At 55.1% G+C, this 24,485-nt stretch carries 20 protein-coding genes; 17 read left to right on the top strand and 3 right to left on the bottom strand.

Annotated elements, in window-relative coordinates:
- The first annotated feature begins 329 nt into the window (after positions 1-329).
- The gene (locus ACU6TU_RS14725) at positions 330-2,441 is read left to right on the top strand and encodes a tRNA(Met) cytidine acetyltransferase TmcA (RefSeq protein WP_447142138.1); all 2,112 of its coding nucleotides are present in this window, start codon (positions 330-332) and stop codon (positions 2,439-2,441) included.
- An 85-nt stretch (positions 2,442-2,526) separates the two neighbouring features.
- Complete coding sequence (gene pepD, locus ACU6TU_RS14720) at positions 2,527-3,984, top strand: beta-Ala-His dipeptidase (RefSeq protein ID WP_447142137.1); 1,458 nt, start codon at positions 2,527-2,529, stop codon at positions 3,982-3,984.
- Between the two features lie 391 nt (positions 3,985-4,375).
- On the opposite strand, the gene ACU6TU_RS14715 is transcribed toward pepD, so the two are convergent.
- The gene (locus tag ACU6TU_RS14715; protein ID WP_447142136.1) at positions 4,376-5,023 is read right to left on the bottom strand and encodes a hypothetical protein; all 648 of its coding nucleotides are present in this window, start codon (positions 5,021-5,023) and stop codon (positions 4,376-4,378) included.
- Between the two features lie 355 nt (positions 5,024-5,378).
- Here ACU6TU_RS14715 and ACU6TU_RS14710 point away from each other — a divergent pair, with 355 nt between their 5' ends.
- From ACU6TU_RS14710 to ACU6TU_RS14655, 12 genes are all read left to right on the top strand, one after another.
- Positions 5,379-6,452, top strand: coding sequence for a PDDEXK nuclease domain-containing protein (locus ACU6TU_RS14710; protein ID WP_447142135.1), 1,074 nt, complete (start codon positions 5,379-5,381; stop codon positions 6,450-6,452).
- Positions 6,453-6,772: 320 nt separating this feature from the next.
- Positions 6,773-7,705, top strand: coding sequence for a sugar ABC transporter substrate-binding protein (locus tag ACU6TU_RS14705; protein WP_447142134.1), 933 nt, complete (start codon positions 6,773-6,775; stop codon positions 7,703-7,705).
- Positions 7,706-7,869: 164 nt separating this feature from the next.
- On the top strand, positions 7,870-8,880 hold the full coding sequence (locus tag ACU6TU_RS14700) for an ABC transporter permease (RefSeq protein ID WP_447142133.1): 1,011 nt from the start codon (positions 7,870-7,872) through the stop codon (positions 8,878-8,880).
- Between the two features lie 16 nt (positions 8,881-8,896).
- Positions 8,897-9,859, top strand: a complete 963-nt coding sequence (locus tag ACU6TU_RS14695; RefSeq protein ID WP_447142132.1) for an ABC transporter permease — start codon at positions 8,897-8,899, stop codon at positions 9,857-9,859.
- Positions 9,856-11,397: a sugar ABC transporter ATP-binding protein gene (locus ACU6TU_RS14690; RefSeq protein ID WP_447142131.1), complete on the top strand. Its 1,542-nt coding sequence runs from the start codon at positions 9,856-9,858 to the stop codon at positions 11,395-11,397. Before ACU6TU_RS14695 ends, ACU6TU_RS14690 begins: the two co-directional genes overlap by 4 nt.
- A gap of 88 nt (positions 11,398-11,485) precedes the next feature.
- Positions 11,486-12,565, top strand: a complete 1,080-nt coding sequence (locus ACU6TU_RS14685; RefSeq protein ID WP_447142130.1) for a maleylacetate reductase — start codon at positions 11,486-11,488, stop codon at positions 12,563-12,565.
- A complete protein-coding gene (locus ACU6TU_RS14680; RefSeq protein ID WP_447142129.1) occupies positions 12,562-13,944 on the top strand; it encodes an amidohydrolase family protein in 1,383 nt (460 codons plus the stop codon). Before ACU6TU_RS14685 ends, ACU6TU_RS14680 begins: the two co-directional genes overlap by 4 nt.
- Positions 13,945-14,874 carry an NAD(P)-dependent oxidoreductase gene (locus ACU6TU_RS14675; protein ID WP_447142128.1) on the top strand — a complete coding sequence of 310 codons (930 nt, stop codon included), beginning with the start codon at positions 13,945-13,947 and terminating at the stop codon, positions 14,872-14,874.
- The gene (locus tag ACU6TU_RS14670) at positions 14,867-15,730 is read left to right on the top strand and encodes an intradiol ring-cleavage dioxygenase (RefSeq protein WP_447142127.1); all 864 of its coding nucleotides are present in this window, start codon (positions 14,867-14,869) and stop codon (positions 15,728-15,730) included. The genes ACU6TU_RS14675 and ACU6TU_RS14670 overlap by 8 nt, the downstream gene beginning before the upstream one ends.
- A 61-nt stretch (positions 15,731-15,791) precedes the next feature.
- A complete protein-coding gene (locus ACU6TU_RS14665; RefSeq protein WP_447142126.1) occupies positions 15,792-16,382 on the top strand; it encodes a malonic semialdehyde reductase in 591 nt (196 codons plus the stop codon).
- A 105-nt stretch (positions 16,383-16,487) separates the two neighbouring features.
- On the top strand, positions 16,488-17,225 hold the full coding sequence (locus ACU6TU_RS14660) for a sulfite exporter TauE/SafE family protein (RefSeq protein ID WP_447142125.1): 738 nt from the start codon (positions 16,488-16,490) through the stop codon (positions 17,223-17,225).
- Between the two features lie 356 nt (positions 17,226-17,581).
- Complete coding sequence (locus ACU6TU_RS14655; RefSeq protein ID WP_447142124.1) at positions 17,582-19,363, top strand: ABC transporter substrate-binding protein; 1,782 nt, start codon at positions 17,582-17,584, stop codon at positions 19,361-19,363.
- A 137-nt stretch (positions 19,364-19,500) separates the two neighbouring features.
- Here the strand turns inward: ACU6TU_RS14655 and ACU6TU_RS14650 are convergent, their stop codons facing one another.
- Positions 19,501-20,304 carry an SDR family NAD(P)-dependent oxidoreductase gene (locus tag ACU6TU_RS14650; RefSeq protein ID WP_447142123.1) on the bottom strand — a complete coding sequence of 268 codons (804 nt, stop codon included), beginning with the start codon at positions 20,302-20,304 and terminating at the stop codon, positions 19,501-19,503.
- A 273-nt stretch (positions 20,305-20,577) separates the two neighbouring features.
- On the bottom strand, positions 20,578-21,372 hold the full coding sequence (locus ACU6TU_RS14645; protein WP_447142122.1) for an IclR family transcriptional regulator domain-containing protein: 795 nt from the start codon (positions 21,370-21,372) through the stop codon (positions 20,578-20,580).
- 253 nt (positions 21,373-21,625) lie between these two features.
- On the opposite strand from ACU6TU_RS14645, the gene ACU6TU_RS14640 reads away from it, so the two are divergent.
- Genes ACU6TU_RS14640 through pcaF form a run of 3 tightly spaced genes read left to right on the top strand, consistent with a single transcriptional unit; the run spans position 21,626 to position 24,442 of the window.
- Positions 21,626-22,453, top strand: a complete 828-nt coding sequence (locus ACU6TU_RS14640) for a CoA transferase subunit A (protein ID WP_447142121.1) — start codon at positions 21,626-21,628, stop codon at positions 22,451-22,453.
- Positions 22,450-23,223 (top strand): CoA-transferase subunit beta, encoded by a 774-nt coding sequence (locus ACU6TU_RS14635; RefSeq protein ID WP_447142120.1) that lies wholly within the window; start codon positions 22,450-22,452, stop codon positions 23,221-23,223. The genes ACU6TU_RS14640 and ACU6TU_RS14635 overlap by 4 nt, the downstream gene beginning before the upstream one ends.
- A 10-nt stretch (positions 23,224-23,233) precedes the next feature.
- On the top strand, positions 23,234-24,442 hold the full coding sequence (pcaF, locus tag ACU6TU_RS14630) for a 3-oxoadipyl-CoA thiolase (RefSeq protein WP_447142119.1): 1,209 nt from the start codon (positions 23,234-23,236) through the stop codon (positions 24,440-24,442).
- Positions 24,443-24,485 lie beyond the last annotated feature (43 nt).

The raw sequence follows: 24,485 nt of genomic DNA, 5'->3' as shown, positions 1-24,485 counted from the left end.
TAACGTAAAGTAATTTTTCGTGATCAGCTGACCTGGGGCAAATTGCCATCTGTTAACCTGCCTTAAAGGTCAACTGACAGTCGCAACCTATCACATGGCGTATAGGGACGAGTCACGGCTTTAAGTGAAACGCAATCGCCTGGATGAAGCACTGTTACATGCTGTTCATAGTTTTTTATTGATAAATCATGGTGTTGTGCTGTGGATTTGTGTATGAGAAAAGTCTGACAAAACGTCCTTCAGCGTTGAAAAAGTCAGCGGACGTCCACCAAAGTTGTATGTCGATCACCGTGGTTGAGAGGTTTTGTATGCCCAGTCAGGAAGCTGGAATGCCAGTGTTACGTGCACTTCTGGTTCACCGTCAACGGCTTGAACGTCGTCGTTGGCGGCAGTGGTTGTGGCTGAAGGGCGGTAATCTGCACGCCAGGGCGCTGTCACTCTGGCAATCCGGAAATTGGGCATCGCCACTGTGGGTCGGTTGTGAGGCTCCGTGTCAGCCCGCCATTCAGGCGGCTCAGGCGCGGACCCGGCTAGGGCTGGAGCATCAGCTGATCATTGTCGATGCCAGCCAAGATGGCTTTGATCCGGATGCCATCGGCGCCCTTGCTGGCACCCTGATGTCAGGCGGGCTCTTTGTCGTGCTGACACCGGATGACTGGGGAGCGGAGCCGGATGCCGATTACCGCAGGATCGCTGATTATCCCTATGCGACCCAAACGCTGAGTACGCATTATCTGACCAGGCTGCGAAGGCTGCTGACTGACAGTGCCGAGGTGGTGCGCTGGGATGACGACGCGCACGTTACGCTACCGCGTCTGAAAGGCATGCCATCCCGCACGAAAGTTCCCGACGACAGTGACTGCAAGACCACTGACCAGGCGGACGTTGTCGCCGCGCTGGTCGCTCTGAAACGACGACGCCCCTTAGTGATTACCGCCGATCGGGGGCGGGGTAAAACGGCAGCACTGGGTATTGCCTGTGCGCGGTTATTGGCCAGCGGCGTGACCACCCTGTGTGTGACTGCACCACGACCAATGGCCGTGCAACCCTTGTTTGAGCGCCTGGCGCGTTTTTTTCCGGACGCCGAATGGCGCTCTGCCCACTGGTTGCAGCTTGCCAGCGGGCAGAGCGTGCGCTTTATCGCGCCGGATGCGCTGACTACGGATGTCAACGCGGGTGAGCAGGGCGGCGATGGTAGCTATCTGTTTGTGGATGAAGCCGCCGCGATACCCGCCGCGCTGCTTGGCCGCTGGTTAAGGGCGTTTCCGCGCATCGCTTTTGCCACCACGGTGCACGGTTACGAAGGGTCAGGGCGTGGTTTTGCGTTACGTTTTCGTGAACAGTTGATACGCCATGCCCCGCAGTGGCGCGAGATGACGCTTGAAACGCCCGTGCGCTGGGGAGCCGGCGACCCGCTGGAGACCACGCTGAATGATTTGCTGCTGCTCAAGGCCGAGCTGCCATCCTGTTCAACCAGTGCTACGCTTGAGACGCTAGATCGGGCAGCTTTGGGGCGTGATGAACCCGCCCTGAATGCCTTGTTTGGTCTTCTGGTGCAATCCCACTATCGCACCACACCCAGCGATGTTCGCCAGCTGCTTGATGGCCCTGCCACTCACATTATTGTGCAAGGCGAACGCACGGCGCCTCGCGGTGTTGTGGTGGCGCGTGATGAAGGCGGCTTTCCGAAAGTCTTGGCGGAACAGGTGGCTAGAGGCGAGCGTCGTCCGCAGGGGCACCTGATGGCTCAGTCGCTGGCGGCACACGCTGGCTGCCGTGACGCTCTGATGGCCAGATGGCGCCGGGTAACCCGTATCGCCACTCACCCCCATGTGCGCCGCGAAGGCGTTGGTAGCACTCTGCTGCGAGCGGCTATCGAGCAGGCCCGCCAGGATGGCTGTGATCTATGCGGCGCCACCTTTGGGGCCCAGGCCGGTTTGCTGGCGTTCTGGCAGGCAGCAGGGTTTACGCCGGTCAGGCTGGGTATTTCCCGGGACACAACAACAGGGGAATACGCAATGATGGTGGCGACCGCCTTAACGCCAGAAGGTGAGCGGGTGCTGAACGCATTACGCCAACGCTTTCACGTAAGCCTCCTGCCCCTGCTGGCGTTTGAACTGAGAGAGCTGCCCACTGATGTTGTCGTACCCCTGCTGATGGAAAGCCCCGCCATGCGGCTTGAAAATCATCATCTTCAGGATGCCCGGGATGTCGCCTTCGCCAACCGCGACCCGCGTCTGGCACGCGGCGCGTTACAGGCCCTCGTCATTCACGCCGCTCAGCAACCAGACAGCCAGCGCGTCGCCCCGGCCTTGGAGACAGTCGCAGGCTTTGCGCTGCAAAATCATACGCTTGCCAGCAGCCATAAGGCCTCGGTTGCGGCGCTGCGTGTGGCGGTCACGGAATTGTTAAATTTCCCTGAACTTAGTGATGGCGTGTAAAGTGTGGCGATTAATCTCACGCCCGATTTTATACATTGGCTTTATGAATGAGCTTTATAAATAAGCTTTTATAAATGAGTATGTAATGAACGAACATCTTGAAACGTTAAACCCCGCGCCGGTATGGCGTCATTTCCGTACCCTATGCAACACGCCGCGTCCTTCCGGGGAAGAGGCAGCACTTGTCGCCATCCTGGAAGCCTGGGCAGACTCGCTGGGCCTGGCCCATGACCGCGACAGCTTCGGCAATCTGCGGATTATCAAACCCGCTTCGCCTGGCTGCGAGCAGGCCCCCGGTGTCATTCTGCAGGGTCACCTGGATATGGTGGCGCAGGCCAACAGCGGGCATGAACATGATTTCAGCCGCGACCCGATCAGCACCTATGTCAGCGAGGGCTGGCTGCAAGCCGATGGCACAACGCTGGGGGCCGACAATGGCCTCGGCGTCGCTGCCATACTGGCGGTGTTGGAAGACCCAGCGCTGGTTCACGGACCATTGGAAGCGCTGTTTACTCTGGAAGAAGAAACCTCCATGGGCGGTGCGCTGAACCTTGCCCCAGGTTGGCTGCAAGGCCAGCGGCTGATCAACCTGGACAGTGAAGAGCGCGGTGATGTGTATATCGGCTGTGCCGGTGGCAGTGATGTCGTCGTGGATGCGCAGCTGCCCAGCGCCGCCATGCAGGAGCACGAATGCGGGCTGGTAGTGTCGATCACCGGGCTGAAAGGTGGCCACTCTGGGATGGATATTCACCAGCCGCTGGGCAATGCCAACCGCCTGATGATGCGCGTATTGCGCCGTCTGGATGGCCGGGGTGCGCGCTTGCAGCATTACCACGGCGGAACCCTGCGCAATGCCATTCCCCGTGAAGCGTTCGCTACCCTGGTGTTACCCGCTGATGAGCTGGACGACGCCATTCAACAGATCGCCGAGCTTGAACAGGTTTTCAAACGTGAACTGGGCAGTGCGGATGCTGGCATCAAGCTTGACGCCAAACCGACGGCCATTGAAGGCGATGCGCTGACTCACGATGCCAGCGCCATGTTAACGGCAACTCTGCACGCCGCCCCCTGCGGAGTGGAAAAAATGAGTGCCGATGTGCCGGGCGTAGTGGAAACCTCCAATAACCTCGGCGTTGTGCAGCTGGAAAACGGTCGTTTTCATCTTTGCGCCTTGGTGCGCTCACTGCATGACAGTGCGGTGGCCGCCATGGTCGACCGCTTTCAGGCCCTGTTTGGACTGATGGGCGCCCGTGCCAAAGCGGAAAACAGCTACCCCGGTTGGGTGCCCAACCCCAACGGCCAGATGATGGCGCTGTTCAACGCCCAGCATCAAGCGCTTCTGGGCCATGAGCCGCACGTCAAAGTCATTCACGCCGGGCTTGAATGCGGCATTATCGGCAGTAAATACCCGCATTTGGATATGGTCTCCTTCGGCCCCTCCATCCGTGGTGCCCACTCACCGGATGAACGTGTTGAGCTGGACTCTGTGGTGGAATTCTGGGAACTGCTGAAAAGGTTGCTGGCAGCCGCGGCACGGGGGTAATTCAACCAGGGGTCAAGCTGTTGCTGTTGGTGTCCTGTTATTTGTCGCGCGGTGAATATTATTGAAGCCGCCGAGCAAGCAGCCCAGCAAACCATCGAACAGCTTAACCGTTTTTGGCCAGACGCCGCATAAACTCACCGTCTAAACCAGAACGACCAAGCCCGCCTATTTGGCGGGCTTACTTATACAAAGCCATGCTTTCGTTCCACGAGGTGAAATAAAAATTCTGCAAGTGATGTAAGTTGATTGGAACTCGCTGCACGACCTTCCCAAGCAGATTGTTCAACACTTACTAGGGTCTGTTGACGTTTCATTCACGGCCGCGCTGGTGTCAGTTTTTATTCGGGGCAAGGCAGGAGGAGAGACGTTTGTAACTCCAAATGAACGACGACTAACGCCGCAGCGGATAAAAACTGACCCAGCCCTTCGGGTTGCGCTTCAAAATGCACCATACTGCGTTGCGAAACTTGAGAAGGGAACCACCCTTACCTGCGTTCCGAGCCTTGTCTGGCACATTTTGATGCAGCAACGCGGTTCGTGATGAAACGTCAACAGACCCTAAACCTGTGCGAATAAGACCATTTTGAATGGCTGATAGCATTTCAGGGTTTAAATTTAGATCATCACAACAGTCAGTTACGAAAGCTCCCCTTGCATGAAAAGGATCTGCCCTACCATCCCCTTCAAAAAGGTCATGTTTCTTCATCATCAATATTACATTTAGCTCAGTTTTTGTTGTGCTTGAGAGGGCTGTTACCGCCATTTGTGAAAAATCAGGGTTTAAATCAACCTCTTCAGATTTAAAGCCCCCAATCATTACATCGGCCAGATAGTCAATGACCTCCTGGCTTGAACAAACCTCCGCTGCTCGCTGAACGCGCATCACAAAAGCTATGCGATGATGAGTCTTCATCAAATCATTTCTGCTTATGCCTGCTGATTGTGCTTTAGCGAGTATTCGATTTATTCTCCAGTCGTCAAGAAATGTACAAACCATTTTCCCTAAATTGGTTGCAGCACTTACCTCGTAAGTCATCATCTATCTCCTGAAGTAATCAAAAAGCCTACAAGCTAGCATTGCTTTACTGTCCCCCGCACAACGCAAGCCGCTACCCTGCTCGCGCGTATGCCGATCAGCATAAAAGTTCTTTCGAGAAAAACCTTTACCCGCTTAATCCTGCGCAGGAGACATGCATGTCTGACCGCTTACACGGCGTGAACGTCGTTGAAATCAATCAGGGCACAACTATCCTGACACCAGGGGCCGCAGTGGCGTGAAGCAGACTTATACTTTGATTTTTCAAAGGCTCGTCAGGTCGTCAGACTCGATGATGATAGATTAGTATAGTGTTCTGGCAACTACCCATGTTGCTGGTATTCAAAGGAGTTTGGCGATGGCGCCTGAGAAAAACAGGGAAGCGCAGGTTGATCTCAGCCCCCGGCTGGTGTCTGAGATCCGTGAGTTGGTTGCCACTGCCCGGCAGCAGGTGGTGCAAACGGTTAACAGCACCATGGTGCTGACCTATTGGCAGATTGGCCGCTTGATTGTGGAAGACGAGCAGCATGGCGAATCCCGTGCGGCTTACGGTAAACAGCAGCTGAAACGGCTCTCTGGCGAACTGACCCTCGAATTTGGCAAGGGCTTTGATGTCACTAACTTACGTAATATGCGCCGGTTCTATGAGTCGTTTCCAAAACGAGACGCACTGCGTCCCGAATTGAGCTGGACGCATTATCGTATTCTGCTGCGGGTTGATAACCTTCAGACCAGAGAGTGGTATATGGCTGAAGCGGCAAGCCAGCATTGGAGCAGTCGAGCACTGGAACGCCAGATCAGCGCGCTGTATTACGAGCGGCTGCTGAGCAGCCAGGATCGTAAAGCGGTAGAGCAGGAGGCCGAGACGCTTACCCGCCCGTTAGCCCAGCAGGACGCCCGGCACTACCTGCGTGACCCTTATGTTCTGGATTTTCTTGACCTACCCGCCGAGCGCTATCTGGAAGCGGATCTTGAACGAGGCCTGATCGATAACCTGCAGAGCTTTCTGCTGGAGCTGGGCAAAGGGTTTGCCTTTGTTGCCCGCCAGCAGCGCCTCACCACCGAAGACCAAGACTTCTATATTGACCTGGTCTTTTACAACTTCAAGCTCAAGTGCTTTCTTCTTGTAGACCTCAAGCTGGGCAAGCTTACCCATCAGGATGTAGGGCAGATGGATAGCTATATCCGCATCTACGATCAGCATTACAAAGAGCCAGACGACAACCCCACTATCGGCCTTATCCTTTGCAGCCAGAAGAGCGAAGCGGTGGTGAAGTACTCGGTACTGACCGACAGCGCACAGATGTTTGCCGCTAAATATCACCCTTATTTGCCGACGGAAGAAGAACTGCGCCGCGAGTTGGAGCGTGAACGGGACCTGGTACAGCAGCAGATTGAACAGGCGAAGGCGTCTGGAGCGGAGCATGATTGAAAAAGTGGTCGATAGAGCAAGTATCGGCATCTCGACATAGTTTCATAAGCTCCCCGTGGTGTCCGCCCGCCTGATGATGCTTGGCAGTAGTCTGAATAGCCGGGAGTAAATAAAGGCTGGCAGGTCCGTTTTTCTTTTCTTTATGTCTTCTTTATCCATTCTTTATCTTCATGCAGTGAAGAAATAACCAGTTTGGTCATTTCTTCACTGCCGTCACGTTGTGCGAAAACAATGCCTGCCCGTAAGCTTCTTTCCCAGGCTTGCAAAGCCTGCAGGCTAAAAACAATTACTAAAAAAACGCTAGGAGAAGCGCTATGTTCATGAAAACTACAATTGCTGCCTCAGTATTGATGCTGTCCGCCACCAGTGTGATGGCAGAAAGCACTTACCGAATCGGTATCACCCAGAACAACGTCGGTGTTGACAGTTACCAGACTACCTATGAAAGCGCCTTTGAGCAGGCGGCTGCCGACCAGGGGAATGTTGAGGTCGTGGTGCTGGATGCCGGCGGTGATGTTGCGCGTCAGATCGGTCAGGTGCGTAACCTGATTCAGCAGCAGATGGATGCCATCATCATCTGGCCAACCAACGGGCAGGCGGTCATTCCAGCTATTCGCCAGGCGCATGGTGCGGGCATTCCGGTGATAGTGACAAACTCAAAAATCGCGGAAGCGGGGCTAGAGTTCATTTCCGCCTTTTCTGGCCCGGATAACGTCCAGCAGGGTATTTCGTCTGCCGAAATGATGTGTGACGCCCTGGGCGGTGAAGGTAAGGTCGTGCAGATATCTGGTCAACCGGGTTATACCACGGCCATGGAACGTGCCACGGGGTTTGAAGAACGTCTTCCGGAAGTTTGTCCTGATGTTGAGCTAGTGGAAACTCAGCCTGGCAACTGGAACCGTGAGCGGGCCCAGCGGGTGATGGAAGACTTCCTGACCAAATATGATGACATCGATGGTGTCTATTCCGGCGATGACAATATGGGAGTAGGTGCTCTTAACGCTGCGAAAGGCGCTGGCCGAGCGGATGAAATCATCTTTATTGGCGCGACCAATTTTGCGGTTGGCTATGACGCCATTAAGCGTGGTGAGTACTACGGCTCTATCTACCAGTCGCCAGTTGATGATGCGGAAGCGGCGCTGCAGACAGCCCTGGATGTATTGGCAGGGGAAGATGTGCCGAAGATGAACTTCTTCGAGACGCCTAAAATCACTGCTGAAAACCTTGAAGAGTTCGATCGTCCGGTTTTCTGATGGCAAATCGTGTTGCCTGCCAGCGCCTTGATAGGGGCTGGCAGGCAGCGCCTGCCTAATACAGAAATTCCTGCACGGGAGTGCACGGTTAGCTGCTGTGATATGTCGATTTGATCATAGCGGTTACTGGTGCCTGCCAAGGTAACTCCATACGGGTGAATAAAATGGCTTCTGCAGATCAACCTAAATCCGGCCTGCCTGGCGTAAAGCTCAGCAAGGCGGGCGTGATGAGCTTTCTGTCAGCTCAGGGGATTCTAATCTTTTTCCTGCTTGGCATGGTGGCGTTTTCGCTTTTTTCTGAGCAGTTTCTTTCCCAGTCGAACATCATGACCGTGATTCGGCAGGCCTCTATTATCGGGATTATCGCTATCGGGGTCACCGTGGTGATCATTGGCGGTAACCTGGACCTTTCCGTCGGGTCAATGCTGTCGTTTTCCACCGTTCTGGTGGTGGACCTGCATGACAAGATCGGTCCCACCAATGCAATTTTATTGATGTTTGCCTTTACCTTGATGATCGGGGCAGTCAATGGGTTTCTGATCGGTTTTCTGCGCCTTAACTCTCTGATTGTGACGCTGGCTATGCTATCGGCGATTCAGGGGCTTGTGCTGATCTATAGCGGTGGCCAGAACGTCGATATCGCCAATCAGGAAGGTACCTGGTTTGCTTTCTTCGGGCGAGGTTATGTTGCTGGTATTGCAGTGCCCATCCTGTTGTTCGGGTTATTGGCCATTGTGGTACAGATCGTTATGTCACGTACCGGATACGGTCGACGCATCTTTGCGGTTGGCGGCAACCCCATGGCGGCTGTCTACTCCGGTATTCGCAAAAACTGGTGTGTTTTCAGCACCTATCTGATCTCTGCCTTTTGTGTGGCGTGTGCGGCGCTAGTGCTTGGTTCACGGGTAATGGGTTCCCAGAACAACGTCGGCCAAGGCTACGAGTTGCTGGTGCTGGCCGGGATTATCCTCGGTGGAACCAGCTTGCTGGGCGGTGCGGGCAGTATCTGGAAGACAGTGATTGGCGTACTGATCCTGGGGTTCATTCAGAACGGACTGCTGCTGATGGGTTACCCCTATTACATCCAGTGGATCGTGACCTGGGTGATTATCATCCTGGCCGTATGGCTGGATCTTGCTAACAAGCGTAAAAGCTTGTTCACGACCCACTCATAACGCGGAGGAATGAAACATGACATCAATGATTAAAGGGTTCTTCCGTGGCAGAACGAAGCTCCAGCCCATCTGGATTTTCGTCATTGTTATCTTCATCTTTTTCAGCTTCATGTCAGAGTATTTTCTGTCGTGGGGCAACATCACCAACATTCTGGTGCAAACCTCGACAATAGGGCTGATTGCGCTGGGTATGACGCTGGTGATGATCAACGGCAATATTGATCTATCAGTCGGCGCGATTCTGGGGTTGGCGGCTTCACTGGCAGTGGGGTTGCAGGAAATCAGCATGACGCTGGCGATTGCGGCCGCCCTGGGCGCTGGCATATTGCTTGGGGCGATCAATGGTCTGATTGTCTGGAAAACCGGGGTTAACGCCTTCATCGTGACACTTGGCGCCATGTTGGGGATTCGCGGGCTACTTTTCGTGTATACCGATGAGCAGTCGTTCTACGCCTCAAACTTTGCCTTTTCCGATTTTGGCATGAGCTCAATTGGGCCAATGCCGGTGCTCGCCATCATCTTTCTGGTTTGTGTCTTCATCATGCACCTTGTGCTGACGCGTACTAGCCATGGCCGCAACACTTTTGCAGTGGGGGGCAATCCTGAAGCCTCGATTGATGCAGGGATTCGTCTTGGCCGCCACATGATGATCAATTTCATTATCGTGGGCTTTTTTGCAGCGCTGGCGGGTGTGCTGTTGTCGAGTCAAATGGGCGCGGCAACGCCGAACCTGGGGCGTGACTACGAACTCTGGGTGATTACGGCGGTGGTGCTGGGTGGCACCAAACTGGCCGGTGGCTACGGCAGCATTATCGGTACTTTAGGGGGTGTGCTGGCTATCGGGATCCTGCGTAATGGCATGAACCTGATGCAGGTGCCCGCCTTTTACGTGCTGGTGGTGCTCGGCGTTATCCTCATCTCGGTTCTGATCATCGACAAAAAGGTCAATGTACCCTCATCCAAGGAGGTGCGGATATGAATGCGCCTACTCAATCACGTCGGCCGATTGATGCTGCGCCGATACTTGAGCTTAAAGGTATTACCAAGCGCTTTCCTGGTGTCGTGGCCCTTAACGATGTGGACTTTGACGTTCGCCCCGGTGAAGTCCATGCCTTGCTGGGGGAAAACGGTGCCGGTAAGTCCACCCTGATGAAGGTGTTGGCGGGTAAGCACCAGGCCAATGAAGGCAAGATCTTTCTTGGTGGCGAGGAAATGAACTTCGAAAACCCCAAGCACGCCAAGCGGGCAGGGGTTGTGCTGATCCATCAGGAGCAGTCGTTGGTTCCTGAAATGACGGTCGCTGAAAATATTTTTCTCGGCAGTCTGCCGAGAAAACCGTTCAACCGCGTCAATTGGCGCAAGCTGCGCGAAGATACCAACAAGATTCTTGAGACGCTCAAGTGCGGCTTTCAACACGATGATCTGGTGGGGTCGCTGTCGATTGCCAAGAAACAGATGGTTGAGATTGGCCGTGCACTGGCGTTTACCCCCCAGGTGGTAATTTTTGACGAGCCCACGGCATCGCTTACTGACCACGAAAAACCGGTGCTTTATGACGTGATCAACTCGCTGTGCGAGCAGGGGGTGGGGATTGTTTATATCTCCCACCGTATGGACGAGATATTTCATTTGTCGCATCGCATTTCGGTGTTGCGCGATGGCGAATACACCGGGACGGTCAATACCGCAGATACCAACGAAGACGAAATCACCCGGATGATGATTGGCCGCAGTCTGGAGCTTGATCATGCCAGCAAACCCAGTGATTTCGGCGACAACCTGCTGGAAGTGCGCAACCTCTCAGTCAAGCGTGTCTTCAGCGATGTCAGCTTCAATGTTCGTAAAGGTGAAATTGTCGGCATGTATGGCCTGGTGGGCGCTGGGCGCTCGGAAGTGGCGGAAACGATCTTCGGGCTGCGCACGCCTTCTGGTGGCGAAGTCGTCCTGGACGGCGAGGTAGTGAAGTTCCGTAATTCCCATGATGCGGTTGCCAGTGGTGTCGCTCTGGTCCCTGAGGATCGTAAGGATCAAGGGCTGATTCTGGGCATGAACTGTCGCGACAACATGACCATGGCAAGCCTCACCAGCGTATCGTCCATGGGGTTTATGCAGGGTGCGAAAGAGCGCGTTGTCTATGACAAATATCACCAGGCGATGAAGATCAAGACCCCCAGCTGGCGCCAGAAAGTTGGCAACCTGAGCGGCGGTAACCAGCAGAAGATTGTTATCGGGAAGTGGCTGCATACCCATCCCAAGCTGTTGATTCTGGATGAACCGACGCGCGGTATTGATGTGGGCTCCAAGTCGGAGATTCATACTCTGGTAAAAGATCTGGCGAAATCCGGCTATGCGGTGCTGGTGATTTCTTCCGAAATGCCGGAAGTGCTGGGGCTGAGTAATCGCATTATTGCCATGTATGACGGCCGCGTGACCGCTGAGTTTGATGGTGACAACGTCAGCGAAGACGAGCTGGTTCAGGCCATTACCGGAATGGGTAAGCAGGCACAGGCAAGTTAGCCTGCCTTGTTGCGATAGATGCGCTCCGCTCCTCCTCTCCACAAGAGGGAGCGCATACCTACCACTTCAAACGTATAAGGAAAGTTCCATGCAACCTTTTGTTTACAATGGCCTGCCATCCCGTGTGGTCTTTGGCCAGGGAACCCTGTCACGTCTAAGTGAAGAACTTGAACTGCTTGGCTGTTCACGTGCCCTGGTACTGTCGACGCCGCAACAGCAACAGCAGGCTCAGGAAGTATTAAAGCAGCTGGGGGACAAAGGCATTGATGTCTATGCCCAGGCGGCCATGCATACCCCGGTGGATATCACGGAAGACGCTTTGCAGCAGGTAAAGTCGCTTGACGTGGATTGCACCGTTGCCATCGGTGGTGGTTCAACCATCGGGCTGGGTAAGGCGATTGCCCTGCGCACTGGCCTGCCTCAGATCGTGATTCCAACGACCTATGCTGGCTCGGAAATGACCCCGATCCTGGGCGAGACCCGAGACGGAGAGAAAACCACCCAGCGTACCCTGGACGTTCTGCCCGAAACCGTGATCTATGATGTCGACCTTACGCTGACCTTGCCCGCAGGAATGTCGGGAACCAGTGGCATCAACGCCATCGCCCATGCTGTCGAGGCGCTTTATGCCCGTGATGGAAATCCGGTCATTGCGTTGATGGCAGAAGAAGGGATTGCCGCTCTGGGAAGAAGTCTGCCGGTGATTGCCGACGACCTTACCAATATCGAGGCGCGGGCTGATGCCCTTTATGGCGCCTGGTTATGCGGTGCCTGCCTTGGTTCGGTGGGTATGTCATTGCATCACAAGCTGTGCCATACCCTGGGCGGTTCTTTCAATCTACCTCATGCAGAAACGCATACGATCGTGCTGCCCTATGCGGTGGCCTACAACGCCCCGGCTGCGCCTGATGCCATGGCACGTATCAGCCGTGCGCTAGGCTGCGAAGATGCCGCCACTGGTCTTTACGATCTGGGGCGTGCGGTCGGTGCGCCAAGCGCGCTTTCTGAACTCGGGTTCAGCGTGGAAGACGTGGAGCGAGCCACTGAGATTGCTACCCGTAACCCTTACTGGAACCCAAGGGAAGTGGAAGCCAATGGGATCCGCCGTCTGTTAAGTGATGCCCAATCAGGGAAACGGCCACAGACAGATAACGGGGGTGAGCAATGAAGTCGCTTTTTATCAACGCCAGCGTTGTCACCATGGACCCGCAGTTGGGTGAGCTGAGCGACGGCCAGGTACTGGTTGAGGGTGACCGTATTGCTGCCGTGGGCCATGACCTGACAGATGACCCCAAAGCACAGGACGCCGAGGTCATTGACTGTGGTGGCGGTATCCTCATTCCCGGCTTGGTGAACGCGCACATGCACACCTGGCAGACCGGCCTACGTGGCGTTGCTGCCAACTGGACGCTGCTGGAATATTTCCGCCACGTGCACCGTGGGCTGGCGGCGCTGTTCACCCCGAACGACATCTATATTGCGACCCGCATGGGCGCGATGAATCAATTGAACTGCGGTACCACCACCCTAGGGGACTGGTGCCACAACAATCCGACGCCTGAGCACACAGACGCTGCTGTGCGAGGATTGAAGGAGTCGGGAATTCGCGCCCTCTTCATGCACGGCTCGCCCAAGCCCGACCCCAAGCCCGGTCAGCCACACTTTAGTGAAATTCCTCACCCGCGTCATGAAATCGAGCGTTTGCTGGCCGGTGAACTGTCTGAGCCGGAAGGCCTTGTCACTCTGGGGATGGCGATTCTTGGTCCTCACTATTCGACGCTGGATGTCACCCTGCAGGATTTTGCCCTGGCCAAGGAGTTTGGCCTGGTCGCCTCCATGCACCAGGGCGGCGGTGAAGCCGTAGCCCCCGGCGCCTGGGACGAAGTGGAAGCCCGTGGTCTGCTGGGCCCGGATATCAATATTGTGCATGGCCAGAGCCTGGACGATGGACAGATGTCCCGTTTCTGCGCCAGCGGCGTGACGTTTTCGGTAGCACCGGAAAACGAGATGACTCAGGGCCACGGATTTCCCGTGACCGGGCTGGTGCGCCAGCACGGCGGCGTGGTCTCGCTGGGGGTGGATCTTGAGTCAGTGCTGTCCGGCGATATGTTCAGTGTCGCCCGTGCCGCGCTGGGGATGCAGCGTTCTCTGGATAACGATGCCTCGCGCCGTGAGCAGGGCAAGATCCCTGATACCTCGACGATCACCACCCGCGAAGCGTTGGGCTGGATCACCCTGGATGGCGCGAAAGCCCTGGGGCTTGATGACCGTATCGGCAGCCTGACGCCAGGCAAACAGGCGGATCTGGTGCTGCTGGATAGCAACCAGCTGAACATGCAGCCGGTTAATGAGCTTGTTTCCACGGTTGTTATGCAGACCAGCCTTGCCAACGTCGACAGCGTCATGGTGGCAGGGCAGTTCAAAAAACGCGGTGGCCAGCTGTTGAGCGAAACCCGGCAGGGTATTGCTGAGCTTGCCAGGTCTGGCCACCGAATTCACGCCGAACTACTGGCGCGTGAAGCGCAATCCACACAGGAGTCAAAGTAAATGTCCCATTCACATGCCAACGTTGCTTGGGTAGGACTGGGTAAGCTTGGCTTACCCATGGCCACCAGGATTATTCAGGCAGGGACTGCCGTTCAGGGGTTTGATCTTTCGGCGCAGCGTCTGGCGCTCGCCGAAGAAGTCGGCATTACTCCTCATCAATCGCTTGCCAGCGCCGTGGCCGATTGTGATCTGGTGTTTGTCTCCATTCCCGACGACCGGGCACTGATCAGTCTGTGCCTTGATTCGGGTGAGCTGGTTCGCCATATGACGCCCGGCAGCATTCTGATCGAGACCAGTACGGTGAGTGTTGAAGCCTCCGCGCGAGTGGCCGAGGCGGCGAAAGCTCATGGCATTGCGTATTTGCGTAGCCCCGTGTCAGGCAACCCGGTGGCGGCAGAGGCAGGCACGCTGTCGGCGATGGTGTCTGGCCCACGCGATGCACTGGAAAAGGCAAAACCCGTGTTTGACGCCTTTACCAAAGCCCAGTATTGGCTGGGCGAAGAAGAGCAGGCACGTGTGGCCAAACTGGCAATCAACCTGATGATTGCCGTGAGTGCCGGGATGATGAGTGAGGCTCTGACGCTGGCGCGTAAAGGCAACATCGAATGGGATGCCATGCTGGAACTGATTTCCGACAGTGCGGTGGGTTCGCCCATGGTGAAGTACAAGGTGCCGCCACTGTTAGAGCGCGATTTCACCTCGACGTTTTCCTCCGCCCAGATGGCCAAGGACCTTGATCTGATACTCGACTGTGCTCATGGCTCAGGCGTATCGACACCACTGGCCGCACAAATGCGCGAAGCCTACACCGCGCTTATCGCCACCGGGCATGGCGATGATGACTATATCGCCACGGTGCATCATACCGAGCGTCTTTCAGGGCTGGGTGAGCCTTCATCGGCAGGGCATGGAGGACAGAAAAATGCGTAATTTAACCACCGACAATATCACCCAGGCGGTGATTGATGAGTTTGCAGGCTGTGAAGATGAGCGGCTGAAAACGCTGCTCAATGGTCTGGTAAAACACCTGCATGCCTATCTGCGCGAGGTGGAGCCCACTGAGAAAGAGTGGACCCAGGCAATTGAATTTCTCACCCGTGCGGGTCAAATGTGCGATGACGAACGCCAGGAATTCATCCTGCTGTCTGATACCCTCGGCGTAACCATGCTGGTGGATGCCATTAACCACGCAAGCAGCGACCCGAAAATTACCGAAAGTACGGTGTTAGGGCCTTTTTACGTGGCTGACCCACCTGAGTCGAAGCAAGGAGAGGCGATTGACTGGGGCGTGGAAGGGGAGCCGCTGCTGGTGGAAGGCTATGTGCATGATGCCCAGGGAGCGCCCCTGGCCAATGTCACCATTGATGTCTGGCAGTCCGATAGTGAAGGCTTCTATGATGTCCAGAAGCCGGAACTGGAAGGCGCTTCTTTGCGTGCCCGTTTCAAGACGGATGATCAAGGTTATTACGCCTTCTGGACGATCACGCCCGCCCCTTACCCGATTCCCACTGACGGGCCGGTTGGCAAAATGCTCGAAATTACCGGCCGTCATCCTTACCGACCCGCCCATGTACATTTCATGTTGATGGCGCCGGGATATGAAACCCTGGTCACCCAGATTTTTGCCGAAGATGATCCTTATCTGGATTCTGATGCGGTATTTGGCGTGAAAGACTCCCTGGTCAAGGAATTTTCCTTGCAGCCGGCAGGCCAGGCGCCTAACGGCCAGAAGGTAGAAACGCCTTACCGCTATTTTAATTATGACTTTGGCCTGAAAGCGTCCTGAGGGCCGCTATCTGAAACGTCCGGCTCCTATTGAGCCATTTTATACCAAGAGAGGAAACGACATGAGCAAGATTGATCAAGCCGCAATGGCAACGTTATTTACCGAAGCACGCACCTGTTATGCCTGGCAGGACCGTGAAGTCAGCGAAGAAACCTTGCGCGAACTTTATGAAGTGATGCGCTTTGGCCCCACGTCCATGAACTGCCAGCCAGCGCGGATTATTTTTCTGACCACTGACGAAGCCAAAGAGCGTCTGAAGCCTGCGCTGTTACCTGGCAATCAGGAAAAGGCGATGAAAGCGCCTGTGGTTGCTGTAATAGGTTTCGACACTGAGTTTTATGAGCACCTGCCGCGCATGTTTGCCCATAACAAGGATGCCAAGTCGCTGTTCGAAGGTAAGCCGGATTTCATTCACTCGACAGCGTTTCGCAATAGCTCCATTCAGGGCGGCTATTTCATTTTAGCGGCACGCGCGCTCGGCCTGGGCACTGGCCCCATGTCCGGCTTCAATAACGCCGCCGTCGATGAAGAATTCTTCCCGGATGGTAAGGTGAAGAGCAACTTCCTGTGTAACTTAGGCTACGGCGATACCAGCGCCCTGTTCCCACGCGGTGACCGCTTCGCCTTTGAGGAAGTCTGCCAGATTCTGTGAGCCGTTTCAGGTAGCGTGTGACAGAATCAAGTATTCGAAAGGGGCCGTGCATGTCATGGCCCCTTTTTTTCATCCGTAGATTGCGGTCTGTAAAAGAGACGTGTCATGACTGTTGATTGGTTATTCGTTCTGCTGATGGTTGTCGCCGTGCTGCTGACCGGTATTTCCAAGTCAGGCTTTGCCGGTGGTGTTGGGGTCGTTGCTGTGCCGTTGATCTCGCTCAAGGCAAGCCCGACCTTTGCCGTGGCGGTCATGCTTCCGCTGCTGATTGTGATGGATGTTTTTAGTCTGAAAGCATGGTGGCGGCAGCGGGTGGACCATTTATTGTTGCTTATGTTTCCGCCCGCGATATTGGGTGTTGCCGTCGGTTATTTTACCTATGGCTGGTTTGATGAAGCGCTGCTTAAATTAGTACTGGGTGTTTTTTCCGTGCTGTTTGGCCTATGGGGCTTGTTCAAACCGCTGCGTGGAAAGCTTTTGCCGGGCTGGGTCGGGCGTTTGTGTGGTGGGGTGGCGGGGTTCACCAGTTTTATTGCCCATGCAGGCGGTCCACCGCTCAATTTTTATCTGCTGCAATGCCAGCTGACGAAGCAGCAGTTTTTAGGAACGGCCGTTGTCTTTCTGGCCATTACCAATCTGGTAAAGCTGGTTCCCTATACTCTGCTTGGCTTGGTGAATATCGATAACCTGACGATAGCGCTATTACTGATGCCAGTGGCTTGGCTGGGGGTCAGGTTAGGGCTGGTGATTCAGAAACGCATTGATGGTGAGCTGTTTTTCCGGGTTATTCTTTGCCTGCTGATCTTACTGGGTATCCGGCTGATCATGGACGGTTTAGGCTGACACTTACACGCTTTAAGCCCTGGCCTATAGTTAAAAGTGCTCATTACTAGGGTCTGTTGACGTTTCGTTCACGGCCGCGCTGGTGTCAGTTTTTATTCGGGGCAAGGCAGGAGGAGAGACGTTTGGTAACTCCAAATGAACGACGACTAACGCCGCAGCGGATAAAAACTGACCCAGCCCTTCGGGTTGCGCTTCAAAATGCACCATACTGCGTTGCGAAACTTGAGAAGGGAACCACCCTTAACGGCGTTCCGCGCCTTGTCTGGCACATTTTGATGCAGCAACGCGGTTCGTGATGAAACGTCAACAGACCCTAATTTGCCAGCCTGGTGGTTTTATAATGCTTGGGAGCTGTTATGAGAGACGGTCATGCTGAGGTTGATGAGGTGAATCCGGAAGGACCTTACGATACGTTATCGTCCATGCCAGCCTCGAAAATATCCAATACAGAGTTGGCTCGATTTCTTGATTTCATTGAAAAGTTTGAAGATGAAACCGAGGGTACGCTTTCCATGTCGCTGGGCTATCGTGAGCTGCGGATGCTGCTGCACGTGATGCGTAACCATCTCGCGGGTCGATTAACCACTCCAACCTCACTGGCTGATGCGTCTGGTTTGACTTATGGGACGGCAAAGCGCGGCATTGAAAGTATTATGCAGCGCGGTCTTCTTATTTCGCGCCCACGCACCAAGTCGGGTAAAACCGTCTCGCTGCATCCTTCCACGCAAATGATTCAGGAGTGGGAGCGCTATGCGGAGCGTATCAAGGGGCTCCTCGGGCCCTTGTTCGGGCTGGATCCGGCATCGGAAACGGCCAGCAAGATCTTCCTGGGGGCGTCTTCGTCGGAGCAGGTGATATCGACCCCGGCCGTACTGTCTGCACGGCTTGAACTGAAGGGCGGGCTACGTGTATTAGCCCACGCTGATCCAACGTTTATGGCCATGCACAACCTGAAGCGTCAGTTGGAGTCGATCTTTGGGCTCGAGATTCGCAACAAGGCACGGTCCATTGACAACCTGTTGGATGACATCCTCGATAATGCCCGTTTGGCAAAATCACGCTACGACATTGTCGCCTGTGACCTGCCCTGGTTTGGTGAGTTAGCCGCCAATGGTGTGCTGATGCCGCTCGACGCGTTAATCCAGCGCGACAATTATGACCTTGCGGACTTCCATCCCATGGCGATCCAGAGCTCAGGCTATGCTGGCCGTCAGTACGGTATCCCGGTGCAGACCACACCGGAATTACTCTGCTATCGTCAGGATGTTTTCGACGCGGCACAGCTAACGCCGCCTACCACCACGGAATCCCTGGTGAAAGTGGCCAGACAGTTACATGACCCGGCCAAAGGGCATTACGGCATCGCCTGGAATGCGGCAAGAGGCACGCCACTTGGGCATACCTTCAGTTTTCTGATGGCAAAGTTCGGTCAGCCACTGCTTAATTTACCGAGCGGCCCGGGCGGTTATGACTTTCAGCAAGCCACGGGTGAACAGTTGCGCCCGATGTTTCAGTCTGATGCTGCTTACAGAGCCTGTGAATATATGCTGGATATACTCAAATATTCACCCCCCAATATTCTCAGTATGTCCTGGTACGAACGCGCTCAGTCGTATGCGTCGGGTGAAACCAGTATGGCCTATTGCTATACGCTGCTGGCCCCGTTGTTCGAGCTGGACCGGCAATCACCTGCCTATGGCAATACAGGCTACCTTTCTCATCCGGTGGGCAACCATGGGCGTCCCATCACCCCCATCGGCGGTTATGCACTCGCCATTCCCGCTAACCTGGCTCCCGAACGTGTTGAGGCCGTGTGGACGGCGCTCCGGCATTTGACGTCCGCTAATATGTCTAAACTTTACATGTTGAACGGCAGTCTGGTGACGCCTCGTTTCAGTGTCAGTCAGGACCCTGAAGTATCGGCATTATCGCCGTTGATCAGGATTGTCGATGACATGGCAAAAAAGGATGTGTTGCAGGCCTGGCCGCGTCCGCCTGTGCCTGGGATTACAGAACTCATCAGCATCGCGGGGAACGAGATATTCGAAGTGCTGGATGGACGGCGCTCGATCAAGAAAGCGCTTTCTATTGCTCAAGAGCGGGCGGATAAAGTGATGCGCGAGAAAGGGCATTATTAGACAGTGAGGAGTGAGGAGTGCTCCAAAAGGCCACGGACACTCACGGATGACACGGACGAAAACTAAAATGGATTCCCGCTAAGGGCATGCGGGAATGACAGTTTGGCGGGGCCGCCCCCGTCATTCCCGAATGATAGTTACTGCATGATCATGCCGCCATCAATCATCAAAAGCTGACCTGTCATGTAGTCTGACTCCTGGCTTGCCAGAAAAGAAGCCGTGCCGACCACATCTTCAGGATAGGAATAACGCTTCATCAGAATCATCTTCTCAGCAAGTTGGTCCATGGACTGACCCTGCTTCTCGAATTTACCGATGCTGACCAGATCCTTGTCCAGCTGCTCCCACAACTCGGTGCGTACCACGCCCGGACCATAGCCATTGACGGTAATGTTGTGATCCACCAGCGCCTTGGCGCCACCGTTGATCATGGCGAGTACTGCATGCTTGCTGCAGGAGTAGGGCACCACATCATCAAACGCCTGACGCGAAAGAATCGAGCCGACATTGAGGATCTTGTAAGGGCCGTTTTCCTTACCCTGGTCAATCATCTGCCTGGCAGCTTCCTGCATGCCGAGTAAGCAGCCCAAGGCGTTAACGTCCATGATCTGATGCCAGTTTTCTTCTGTGATATCCATGAACATCAGAGGCTTGTTGATACCCGCGTTGTTAACCATGACATTCAGGCTGCCAAAAGCATCAACGGTGGCTTTCACAGCAGCCTTGACTTCAGCGCGGTCGGTGACGTTGAGCTTGACTGCAATGGCGTCACCACCATTGGCCTTGATACGTGCCGCTACTTCTTCACACCCTTCAAGGTTGATGTCAGCCACGCATACTTTCGCGCCCTGAGCCGCGTAATGTTCGGCAACGGCGGCACCCATGCCACGTGCAGCGCCTGTAATCAGGCAGTTTTTACCTTTGAGTCGAGTCTTGTCCATGAGGTCACCTTGGAAGTCTTGTTGTTAAGTCACTCCATGTACTGCGCCAGCGAAATTGGGCGCATGGAGCCGGCGTTAGTTAGCATTAACAAGGAAAAAATCAATGGCCAGTGCGTACCGAACGTCAGTTTTGCAAATGGCAGGAAGCGTTTCCTTGTGTTCGCCTATTCTGTGCACGTCTCATGGGCAATAACAGGTTGGTCTGGCGCAAATATGACCAGATTGGATTTTTTGCTGGCGCTGGCGTGGGTAGGCCTTGTGGAAGTGTTTGAATCACACACTCACCGATTGGCGAATGAGTTGGGCTTTCTCCAACAGTAACGGTCGGTAGGTTTCCAGCAGGGTAGTCATGTCCACTCGGGCAGCATTGGTGCTGATGTTGATCGCGCCAATCAGTTTTTCATGGGTATCAAATACCGGCACTGCTATCGAGCGCAGGCCGGAATCCAGCTCCTGATCCGTAATCGCATAACCCTGTTCACGGGCTTGCTGAATTGCCGCTCTCAGTGATTCGTGATCGGTAATCGTCTTTTCGGTATGGCGCGCCAACGTGAGCTGGTTCAGGTAGCTGTCAAGCTCGCTATCCGTCAGCTGTGCCAGCAATACCCGGCCCATAGAGGTGTAGGCGGCGGGTAGGCGAGTGCCGACAGAAAGCGTGATCGCCATTAAACGATGCGGCGCAGCTGAGCGGGCCAGATAGATCACCTCATCACCATCAAGCACCCCAAGCGATGAAGACTCGCCACACTGACGGGTAATGTCTTCCAGATACTGCTGGATAACGCCACGGTAATTATTCGATGCCAGATACGAATAGCCCAGCTGCAGCACCTTGGGGGTCAGCTCGAAGTAGCGTTGCTGTTTACGCACATACCCAAGCGCATGGAGCGTCAGTAAAAACCGCCGTGCCTTGGCTCGGTTCATTCCTATCCGTTCGGCCACTTCACTGAGCGTCATTCTCGGGTGCGCCTCGTCAAACGCCATCACGACGTCCAATCCGCTGGCTAACGCCGCAACAAAATCACGATCGGTAGGTTTTAAAGCATCTTCCTGTGGGGCATGGCTCATGGGAATCTCGGCGATATTGATGTGAATACGAGGGGTGAAAATAACATTGTGTTCGAATGGCGAACAATAGGAGGCATTGTCTGTTAATAAAGCCAAGCGGTAAATCGGAGTTGACTTGTGAAACTTAGAGGGCTAATTTGTTCGTATGTAGAATCTATGTTCGCATAACGAATAAAGCCTTTTAGTAAGACGCGTCTTTGAGATTTGCTAAAGACTCGTCAACAAGGCAATCACCAGCGAAGAGGCACCTATCATGGCCGAGTTTCTCAGCTTGCATGACGCGGTAGCGCGCTACGTCGAAGACGGCGCCACTGTCGCCATGGAAGGCTTTACTCATCTGATTCCGTTTGCGGCGGGTCACGAAGTCATCCGCCAGAAAAAGCGCGATTTGACCCTTATCCGCATGACCCCCGATATCATCTATGACCAGTTGATCGGTGCGGGCTGTGCCAGGAAAGTGATTTTTTCCTGGGGCGGTAACCCGGGGGTGGGGTCTCTGCACCGCTTACGCGATGCGGTGGAGAAAGGCTGGCCGCAAAAAATCGAGATTCTGGAGCACAGCCATGCGGCGATGGCCTGCGCCTTTGAAGCAGGTGCGGCAGGGCTGCCTCTGGCCGTGCTGCGCGGCTATGTCGGCAGCGAATTGCCCAGTGTGAATGATCAGATCAAATTCATTGAGTGCCCGTTCAGCGGTGAACGTCTGGCAGCCGTGCCCTCAGTGCGCCCGGACGTGTCGATCATTCACGCCCAGCGGGCAGATCGTCAGGGTAATGTGTTGGTGGAAGGCATTGTCGGTGTACAGAAAGAGGCCGTGCTGGCCGCCAAATACAGCATTGTCACGGTAGAAGAGATCGTTGATGACCTGAAGGCTCATCCCAATGCCTGCGTGATTCCCGGTTGGGCGATCAGTGCGGTTGCCGTGGCTGAAAAGGGGGCGCTGCCTTCATACACCCACGGCTATTACGGGCGCAGTAACCGCTTCTATAAAGAGTGGGATGCGATTGCGCGTGACCGCGACACCTTTACTCAATGGATTGAGGAGAACGTTTTTAAAAATCAGGCAGAGGAGAAAGCCCAATGAGTCTTGAATACACCTCTTCTGAAATGATGACCGTGACTGCTGCCCGCGCGCTGGAAAATGGCATGACCTGCTTTGTGGGTATTGGGCTGCCGTCTGAAGCTGCCAATCTGGCGCGCCTGACCCATGCCCCTGAGGTCGTGCTGATTTATGAGTCCGGCACGCTGCAAACCAAGCCCGACATTCTGCCGCTCTCGATTGGTGACGGCGAGCTGTGCGAATCCGCATTGACCACGGTGGCCGTGCCGGAGATGTTCCGCTACTGGCTTCAGGGTGGAAAAGTTAATGTGGGCTTCTTAGGCACCGCACAGATCGACCGCTTTGCTAATCTCAACACAACCCTCATTGGTGACTACAAAGCGCCCAAGGTTCGCCTGCCGGGCGGGGGTGGCGCGCCTGAAATTGCCACCAATGCCGGTGAAGTCTTCATTACCCTCAAGCACTCCAAGCGTGCCTTCGTGAAGGATGTTGATTTCATCACCACGCTCGGGTTTGGCCGTGATGGCAAAGGGCGCGACAAGGTTCCCAATATTGGCAAAGGCCCCACTCGCGTCATTACGGACTTGTGTGTGATGAACCCCGACCCCGATACCAAAGAGCTGGTCGTGGTATCGCTGCATCCTGGTGTCACGCGAGATGACGTGATAGAGGCGACTGGCTGGGACATTCGCTTTGCCGAACAGCTTGAAAGCACGCCGGAGCCGAGCGCCAATGAGCTTGATATCCTGCGCGAACTGAAAGCACGTACCGAGCGTGCCCACGCGGGCGAATAAGGAGTTCTGTATGACTGATGTCTATTTATGCCACCCTCGCCGTACCGCCATTGGCCGCTTCGGTGGCACCCTGGCCAGCGTACGCCCCGATGATTTTGCTGCGACGATCTTTAAAGCCGTGCTGGCACAAGCGCCGGAACTCGACCCTGCCGCCATTGATGAAGTCTTTATGGGCTGTGCCAATCAGGCCGGTGAAGATAACCGCAACGTGGCACGCATGTCGTCGCTGCTGGCAGGTATCCCGGTCACAGTGCCAGGCACTACCATGAATCGCCTGTGCGGCTCAGGTATGGACGCGGTAGGCACGGCGTTTCGTGCCGTTAAGACCGGTGAGATGTCGTTGGCGCTGGCGGGGGGTGTCGAGTCCATGTCTCGGGCCCCTTACGTGATGGGCAAGGCGGATAGTGCCTTTACTCGCGGTCAGAAAATCGAAGACACCACCATTGGCTGGCGCTTGATTAATCCGTTGATGAAAAAAGCCCATGGCGTTGATTCCATGCCGGAAACGGCTGAAAACGTCGCCGAGCAGTTCAGCATCTCCCGGGAAGATCAGGATGCCTTCGCGCTGAATTCCCAGCAGAAAGCCGCCGCTGCACAAAAAGCGGGCCGCTTCGCCCTGGAAATCACCGCGATTGAGATTCCCCGCCGCAAGCAGGCACCGCTGATTTTCGATCAGGATGAGCACCTTCGCGAAACCACCCTGGAAAAGCTGGCGGGTTTACCCACACCCTTCCGTAACGGCGGCAGCGTGACCGCAGGCAATGCCTCCGGCGTTAACGATGGCGCGGCGGCGATGCTGGTGGCCAGTGAAGACGCGGTAAAACAGCACGGCCTGACGCCGATGGCAAAGATTATCGGCATGGCTACCGCGGGGGTTGAACCGCGCATTATGGGTTACGGCCCAGTGCCAGCGGTGCAGAAGTTGCTCAAGCGCACTGGTTTCAGTATGGACGATATCGATGTGTTCGAGTTTAACGAGGCCTTCGCTGCTCAGGCGCTTGCCTGCATGCGTGACCTTGGCCTCAAGGATGACGACCCCAGAGTGAACCCCAACGGCGGTGCCATTGCCCTAGGCCACCCCTTGGGTATGTCAGGCGCACGGCTACTGATGACCGCCGCCCATGAGCTACACAATACGGGCAAGCGCTATGCGCTATGCACCATGTGTGTGGGGGTTGGGCAGGGCGTTGCGACGCTCATCGAAAGAGTTACAGACTGAGCGTCAACTAACACGAACATGGTAGCCTGAGAGACATTGCTTG

The organism is Halomonas sp. LS-001, assembly GCF_052983955.1.
The sequence above is the reverse complement of the archived record's forward strand: the minus strand, read 5'-3'. Positions and strand labels throughout refer to the sequence as shown.